This is a genomic window from Micrococcus sp. HMSC31B01 (genome assembly GCF_001816085.1).
In the GTDB taxonomy this organism is placed as follows: domain Bacteria; phylum Actinomycetota; class Actinomycetes; order Actinomycetales; family Micrococcaceae; genus Micrococcus; species Micrococcus luteus.
This window is the reverse complement of sequence record NZ_KV824998.1, coordinates 1-7,871: the sequence shown is the minus strand read 5'-3', so window position 1 is coordinate 7,871 and position 7,871 is coordinate 1. Positions and strand designations below refer to the sequence as shown.

General features: G+C 72.8%; 3 protein-coding genes. All 3 read right to left on the bottom strand.

The window, feature by feature from the left end:
* Window positions 1-1,437, bottom strand: a 1,437-nt coding sequence (pyk, locus tag HMPREF3105_RS03075) for a pyruvate kinase (RefSeq protein WP_070708757.1), incomplete at its 3' end; no start/stop codon positions are given.
* A gap of 76 nt (window positions 1,438-1,513) precedes the next feature.
* Window positions 1,514-2,974 (bottom strand): glutamate synthase subunit beta, encoded by a 1,461-nt coding sequence (locus HMPREF3105_RS03070; RefSeq protein ID WP_070708756.1) that lies wholly within the window; start codon window positions 2,972-2,974, stop codon window positions 1,514-1,516.
* Complete coding sequence (gene gltB / locus HMPREF3105_RS03065) at window positions 2,967-7,619, bottom strand: glutamate synthase large subunit (protein ID WP_049147614.1); 4,653 nt, start codon at window positions 7,617-7,619, stop codon at window positions 2,967-2,969. The genes HMPREF3105_RS03070 and gltB overlap by 8 nt, the downstream gene beginning before the upstream one ends.
* Window positions 7,620-7,871 lie beyond the last annotated feature (252 nt).

Below are 7,871 nucleotides of genomic sequence, written 5' to 3'. Positions count from 1 at the left end.
CGACGCCGCGGACGAGCCGCCCGCGGCGTCGCCGCCCACGCGGTGCACGCGCAGCGTGTTCGTGGAGCCCACGGCCCCGGGAGGGGACCCGGCGGCGATGACCACGAGGTCGCCGTGCTGGGCGATGCCCTCCGATGTGAGCGACTGCTCCACCTGGAGGGTCATCTTGTCGGTGGAGTCCTGGAACGGGACCATCTTCGGATAGACGCCCCACGTCAGGCACAGGATGTTGTGCGTGTGCTCGTGGTGGGTGAACGCGTAGATCGGCTGACGCGGCCGCAGGCGGCTGAGCCGACGGGCCGAGTCGCCGGACTCGGTGAACGTGGCGAGGAACGGGATCTCGAGCTGGTTCGCGACCTCGACGGCGGCCCGGGTGATCGCGCCGCCGCGCGTGCGCGGACGCGAGCCGAGCGGGTGGATGAGCTCGAGGCCGTGGGTCTCGGTGGACTCGATGATCCGGGCCATCGTCTGGACCGTCTCGACCGGATACGCGCCCACTGAGGTCTCGCCCGAGAGCATGACGGCGTCCGCGCCGTCGAGCACGGCGTTGGCGCAGTCCGAGGCCTCGGCGCGCGTCGGGCGCGGGCTGTCGATCATCGACTCGAGCACCTGCGTGGCCACGATGACCGGCTTCGCCCAGCGGCGGGCGAGGTCCACTGCGCGCTTCTGCACCACGGGCACGTCCTCGAGCGGCAGCTCCACGCCGAGGTCGCCGCGGGCCACCATGATGGCGTCGAACGCGTCCACGATGGCCTCGAGGTTCTCCACCGCCTGGGGCTTCTCGATCTTGGCGATGACCGGGACCCGGCGCTCCTCCTCGTCCATGATCTCGTGCACCCGGTCCACGTCCGCGGCGTCCCGCACGAAGGACAGCGCCACCATGTCCACGCCGGTGCGCAGCGCCCAGCGCAGGTCCCGCTCGTCCTTCTCGGACAGGGCCGGCACGTTCACCGCCACGCCGGGCAGGTTGATCCCCTTGTTGTCCGAGACCATGCCCGGCACCTCGACCTCGGCCAGCACGTCCGTGTCCGTGACCTCGACGGCGCGCAGGCGCACCTTGCCGTCGTCCACCAGGAGCACGTCACCGGGGGCGACGTCCCCGGGCAGCCCCTTGTGGGTGGTGCCGACCAGCTCGCGGGTCCCGGGCACGTCCCGGGTGGTGATGGTGATCCGATCGCCCCTCTCGAGCAGATGCGGGCCGTCGGTGAAGCGGCCGAGGCGGATCTTGGGGCCCTGGAGGTCCGCGAAGATCGCGACCGGGCGCCGCTCCTCCACGCTCAGCCGACGCACCCGCTCGTAGGACGTCTCATGCACCGCGTGGTCGCCGTGGCTCATGTTGAGGCGGACGACGTCCGCCCCCGCGCGGATGATGGCGCGGGTGGTCTCGTCGGAGTCGGTGGCGGGCCCAAAGGTGGCGATGATCTTCGCGTGTCGCATGCGACCCACGATAGGGGGCGGGCCCGCCCTCGGTGGAGGGCGGGCCCGCGTGGCGTCGGAAGATGAGACGGAGGACTCAGCCGAGGACGAGGCCGCGGTCGTCCGGGTCCACGGGGTGCGGCAGTCGGGACCAGCGCTCGAGCGACTCGTCGACCTCCTGCGCGCACGCACGCCCCTCGGCGATGGCCCAGACCACCAGGGAGGCGCCGCGCCCGGCGTCGCCGCACGCGAACACGCCCGGCTCGTCGGTCTCGTACCCGTCCTTCCGGGCCACGAGCCCGCGTGTCACGTGCACGCCGAGCTGCTGCGTGAGCAGCCCCTCCTCGATGCCGGTGAAGCCCAGCGCCAGCAGCACCAGGTCTGCCTGGACCTCGCGCTCGGTGCCCGCCTTGGGCCCGCGCGTGCCGTCCTCGCGGTACTCGGTCTCCGCCACGCGCAGGGCGCGCACGCGGCCGTGCTCGTCGCCGAGGAACTCGACCGTGGAGGCAAGGTGCGCGCGGGCGCCGCCCTCGGCGTCGGCCGTGGTCTGCTGGTGGACCTTGGGGATCGTGGGCCACGGCTGGTGGACGGGGCGCTCGACCGGCAGCTGCTGGCCGATCACCAGCGTCGTCACGGACGCCGCCCCCTGGCGGTGCGCGGTGCCGATGCAGTCCGCGCCCGTGTCGCCGCCGCCGAGGATCACCACGTGGCGCCCCTCGGCGGAGATCTGGTCCGGGACCTCGTCGCCGGCGACCGCGCGGTTGGACTGCACGAGGTAGTCCATGGCGAGGTGGATCCCGTCGAGGCCGCGGCCGGGGACGGGCAGCTCGCGGGCCACGGGGGCGCCGGTCGCCACGATCACGGCGTCGAAGCGGGCCTTGAGCTGGTCCCAGGGCAGGTCGACGCCGATCTCCACGCCGGTGCGGAACCGGGTGCCCTCGGCCTCCATCTGCGCCAGGCGCCGGTCCAGGACGTCCTTCTCCAGCTTGAAGTCCGGGATGCCCAGCCGCAGCAGGCCGCCGAGGCGCTCGTCGCGCTCGTAGACCACCACGGTGAAGCCGGCGCGGGTGAGCTGCTGCGCCGCGGCCAGTCCCGCCGGGCCCGAGCCGACGACGGCCACGGTGTGGCCGTTCAGGCGGGCCGGCACGACCGGCTCGAGCCAGTCGTTGTCGAAGATCTGCTCCGCGATCGCCACCTCGGTCTGCTTGATGGTGACCGCGGGCTGGTTGATGCCCAGGGTGCAGGAGTCCTCGCACGGGGCGGGGCAGATCCGCCCGGTGACCTCGGGGAAGTTGTTGGTCGAGTGCAGTCGCGCGGCGGCCTCGTCCCAGCGTCTCCGCCGGACCAGGTCGTTCCACTCCGGGATGAGGTTGCCCAGCGGGCACCCGGAGTGGCAGAACGGGATGCCGCAGTCCATGCACCGGCCGGCCTGGGTGCGCACGATCGCCTCGTCCTGGCGGACGTACACGTCCTTGAAGTCCATGATGCGCACCGGCACCGGACGCGTGGGGCGCTCGACGCGCTCCCGGTTCTTCAGGAATCCGCGCGGATCAGCCACGGGTCACCTCCAGCAGTCGGTCCCAGACGGCCTCCCCGTCCGGGTCGAGTCCCTCGGCCGTCGCGGCCTGACGGGTGCGCAGCACGAGGTCGTACTGCCGGGGCAGGACGGTCGTGAAGCGGTCCCACGCGGCGTCGGCGGCGTCCCCGCCGGCCCGCAGGTCGGCGAGCAGCGCGGCGGCGACGGCGGAGCCCGTCTCCGCGCGGTGCAGCTCCAGCAGCTCGGCGATCCGCAGCCGGTCCTGCGCGGACGGCGCCTCGAGGATCAGGGCGTCCTCGCGGACGGCGAGTGGGTTCAGGTCCTCCCGGTCCAGGTCCAGCACCCAGGCCCGCCCGCCGGACATGCCGGCGGCGAGGTTGCGGCCGGTCTCGCCGAGGATCAGCGCCTCACCGCCGGTCATGTACTCCAGGCCGTGGTCGCCGATGCCCTCGGCCACCGCGGTGGCGCCGGAGTTGCGCACGAGGAACCGCTCCCCCACGCGGCCGCGCAGGAACAGCTGGCCCGAGGTGGCGCCGTAGCCGATCACGTTGCCGGCCACGGTGTTCTCCTCGGCCACGAACGGGGCCTCGGCGTCGGGGCGGACGATCACGCGTCCCCCCGACAGGCCCTTGCCGACGTAGTCGTTGGCGTCGCCCGAGAGCCGCAGGGTGACGCCGGCGGGCAGGAAGGCGCCGAGGGACTGGCCGGCCTCGCCCGTCAGGCGCACGGTGATCGTGTCGTCGTCCAGCTCGTCGGCGAGCCGCGTGCTCGTGACGTGGTAGCCCAGCAGCGTGCCCACGGACCGGTCCGTGTTCACGACGGCCTCGTCCATCACGACGGGCGTGCCCGTCGTGAGCGTGTCCCCCAGCCGGGCGATGAACCGGTGGTCGATGTGGGAGGCGAGGTCGTGGTCCTGCTCGGTGGTGCGGCGCATGGGCGCGTCCTCGTGGCCCGGACGCCGGCCGACGGAGGGGTCCGCGAGGATGCCCGAGAGGTCCAGGCCCTCGGACTTCCAGTGGTGCAGGGCCGCGTCCACGTCGAGCAGCTCGCGGTGGCCGATCGCCTCGTCGAGCGTGCGGAAGCCCAGCTGCGAGAGCAGCTCGCGGACCTCCTGCGCGATGAACTCGAAGAAGTTGACGACGAACTCGGGCTTGCCCGTGAAGCGCGCGCGCAGCTCGGGGTTCTGGGTGGCCACGCCCACGGGGCACGTGTCCAGGTGGCACACGCGCATCATGATGCAGCCGGAGACCACGAGCGGGGCGGTCGCGAAGCCGAACTCCTCGGCCCCGAGCAGTGCGGCGATCACGACGTCCCGGCCGGTCTTGAGCTGCCCGTCCACCTGGACGGTGACGCGCTCGCGCAGGCCGTTGAGCATGAGCGTCTGCTGCGCCTCGGCCAGGCCGATCTCCCACGGGGTGCCCGCGTGCTTGAGGGAGTTCAGCGGGGAGGCGCCCGTTCCGCCGTCGTGGCCGGAGATGAGCACGACGTCGGCGCGCGCCTTGGCGACGCCCGCGGCCACCGTGCCCACGCCGGACTCGGAGACGAGCTTGACGTGGACCCGCGCGGTCGGGTTGGCCCGCTTGAGGTCGTGGATCAGCTGCGCCAGGTCCTCGATCGAGTAGATGTCGTGGTGCGGCGGCGGCGACACCAGGGAGACGCCCGGGGTCGAGTGCCGCGTGCGGGCGACCCACGGGTACACCTTGGTCCCCATCAGCTGGCCGCCCTCGCCGGGTTTGGCGCCCTGGGCCATCTTGATCTGCAGGTCGGTCGCGGTGGCCAGGTACAGGCTGGTGACGCCGAACCGGCCCGAGGCGATCTGCTTGATCTTCGAGCGGCGCTCCGGGTCCAGCAGGCGCTCGGGGTCCTCGCCGCCCTCGCCCGAGTTCGAGCGGGCGCCGAGGCGGTTCATGGCGATCGCGAGGGTCTCGTGCGCCTCCTGCGAGATGGAGCCGTAGGACATCGCGCCGGTGGAGAAGCGGCGCACGATCGACTCGACGGGCTCCACCTCGGAGACGGGCACCGGCGGCCGCTCGCCCGTGCGCAGGCGCATGAGCCCGCGCAGGGTCATGAGCTCCTCCGCCTGGTCGTCCACGCGACGCGTGTAGTCCTTGAAGACGTCGTAGCGCCGCTCCCGCGTGGAGTGCTGGAGGCGGAACACGGTCTCGGGGTTGAACAGGTGCGGCGCGCCCTCGCGCCGCCACTGGTACTCGCCGCCCACCTCGAGCTCGCGGTACGGGTTGATGTCGTTGCCGTCCGGCGGATACGCGAACTCGTGGCGCGCCTGGATCTCGGCGGCGACGACGTCGATGCCCACGCCGTCGAGCGGGCTCGTGGTGCCCACGAAGTAGCGGTCCACGAAGCGCCGGGACAGGCCGAGCGCCTCGAACGTCTGGGCGCCGGTGTAGGAGGCGACCGTGGAGATGCCCATTTTGGACATGATCTTCTGGACGCCCTTGCCGAGCGCCTTGATCAGGTTCGCCACGGCCTGCTCGGCGGTGACGCCCGAGACCTCTCCCGTGCGCACGAGCTCCTCGGCGGACTCCATGGCCAGGTACGGGTTGACCGCGGAGGCCCCGTAGCCGAGCAGGACGGCCACATGGTGGACCTCGCGCACGTCGCCCGCCTCGACGATCAGCGAGCTCTTGGTGCGGTTGGCCGAGGCCAGCAGGTGGTGGTGCACGGCGGAGGTCAGCAGCAGGGACGGGATCGGCGCCCACTGGGCGGTGGCGCCGCGGTCGGACAGCACCACGTACTCCACGCCGCGGTTGACGGCGGCCGAGACCTGCTCGCAGATCGCCTTCAGCTGGGCGCGGAGCTCCTCGACGCCTCCGGCCACCCGGTACACGCCGTTCACCTTGAGGGTCAGGCGGGTGCCGTCGGCGTCGCGCAGGTGCTGGATGCGGGCCAGCTGGTCGTTGTCGATCACGGGGAACGGGACGTCGACCTGGCGGGTGCGCACCTGCTCGAGGGAGAGCACGTTGCCCTGCGGGCCGATCGCGGTGCGCATCGAGGTCACCTGCTCCTCGCGGATCGCGTCGAGCGGCGGGTTCGTCACCTGGGCGAAGGACTGCACGAAGTAGTCGAAGAGCAGCCGGGGCCGCTTGGCGAGGACGGCGATGGGCGTGTCCGTGCCCATCGCACCGAGCGGCTCGGCGCCCGTCTGGGCCATCGGCCCGACGAGGATGCGCAGCTCCTCCGAGGTGTACCCGAAGATGCGCTGACGCTGCAGGATCGACTCGGAGGTGTGGCGGACGTGCTCGCGCTCGGGGAGCGACTCCAGGTCCAGGAGGTTCTGGCGCACCCAGTCCTCCCACGGCTGGGCGGAGGCGACCTCGGCCTTGATCTCGTCGTCGCCGATGATCCGGCCCTGCTCGGTGTCCACGAGGAACATGCGCCCCGGGGCCACGCGCCCCTTGCGCACCACCGCCGAGGGCTCGATCGGCACGACGCCGACCTCGGAGGCCAGGACGACGAGGCCGTCGTCGGTGACCCACCAGCGGGCGGGGCGCAGGCCGTTGCGGTCCAGCACGGCGCCCACCTGGGTGCCGTCGGAGAAGGCGACGGCGGCCGGTCCGTCCCAGGGCTCCATGAGCATGGAGTGGTACTGGTAGAAGGCGCGGCGGGCCGGGTCCATGGTCGCGTGGTTCTCCCACGCCTCCGGGATCATCATCATGATCGCCTGGGTGAGCGGGCGCCCGGAGAGCATGAGCAGCTCCGCGACCTCGTCGAAGGAGGCCGAGTCCGAGCCGATGGGGCTGATCAGCGGGAACAGGTCCTCGGGGACCTCGCCGAGCATCGGGTGCTTGAGCTGGCCCTGACGGGCGCGCATCCAGTTGCGGTTGCCCTTGACCGTGTTGATCTCGCCGTTGTGCGCGATGGTGCGGAACGGCTGGGCCAGCGGCCACGAGGGGAAGGTGTTGGTGGAGAACCGCGAGTGGACCACGCCCAGCCGGGTGGTGAACCGCTCGTCGGAGAGGTCCGGGTAGAACGGCTCCAGCTGGGCCGTCGTCAGCATGCCCTTGTAGACGATCGTCTGGGACGAGAGCGAGGGGAAATAGACGCCGGCGCGGGACTGGGCGCGGCGGCGCACCCGCCACGCCCGCACGTCCAGCGACTGCCCCGGCTCGGTGCCGTCCTGACCGTCCGCCAGGGACAGGAACAGCTGCTCGAACGCGGGCATGGCCGCCCGGGAGCCGACGCCCAGGGCCGAGGGGTCGGTGGGCACCTCGCGCCACGCCAGGACCTGCAGCCCCTCCTCCTCGGCCAGCCGCTCGACGGCCTCCTTCGCCTCGGCGCGCTCGCCGTCGACGGGCGGCAGGAAGGCGGTGCCGGCGACGTACTCGCCCACGGGGGGCAGCTCGGCGTCGACGACGGCACGGAACAGCTCGTCGGGGATCTGGGTCAGCAGGCCGGCGCCGTCGCCGGTGCCCTCGTCGGCGCCCACCGCCCCGCGGTGCTCGAGCGCGCGCAGGGCGGTCAGCGCGTGCTGGACGATGTCGTGGCCCGGGGTGCCCCGCAGGGTGGCGATGACGGCGAGGCCGCAGTTCTCGGTCTCCCGGGACGGGTCGTAGAGGCCCTGGGCGGCGGGGACGTCCGCATAGCGGACGAAGGGATCCACCGGTCCCCCCGCGCGGGGGGCCGAGGCGGGCGAGGATGCCACGGGCATGGTGCCGTCCTTTCCGGAGAGCAGGGGCTCGGACGGGGACGGCGCTGGCCCCGACGCTCGGGGCCGACGGCCCCGAGGTGGAAGAGACGCTACCGGGCGCGACGTCCCACTGTGCGGAACCGGACGTTCTGTGACACGCCGAATGTCCACCATGTGGGACACCGGGGCCCCGGGCGCCCCTCGCGGGCGCGCCGGGGAGCGGGTCAGCGCCGGACGGCGTCGTCCTCCGCCGCGCCCACGGCGTGGGACCCG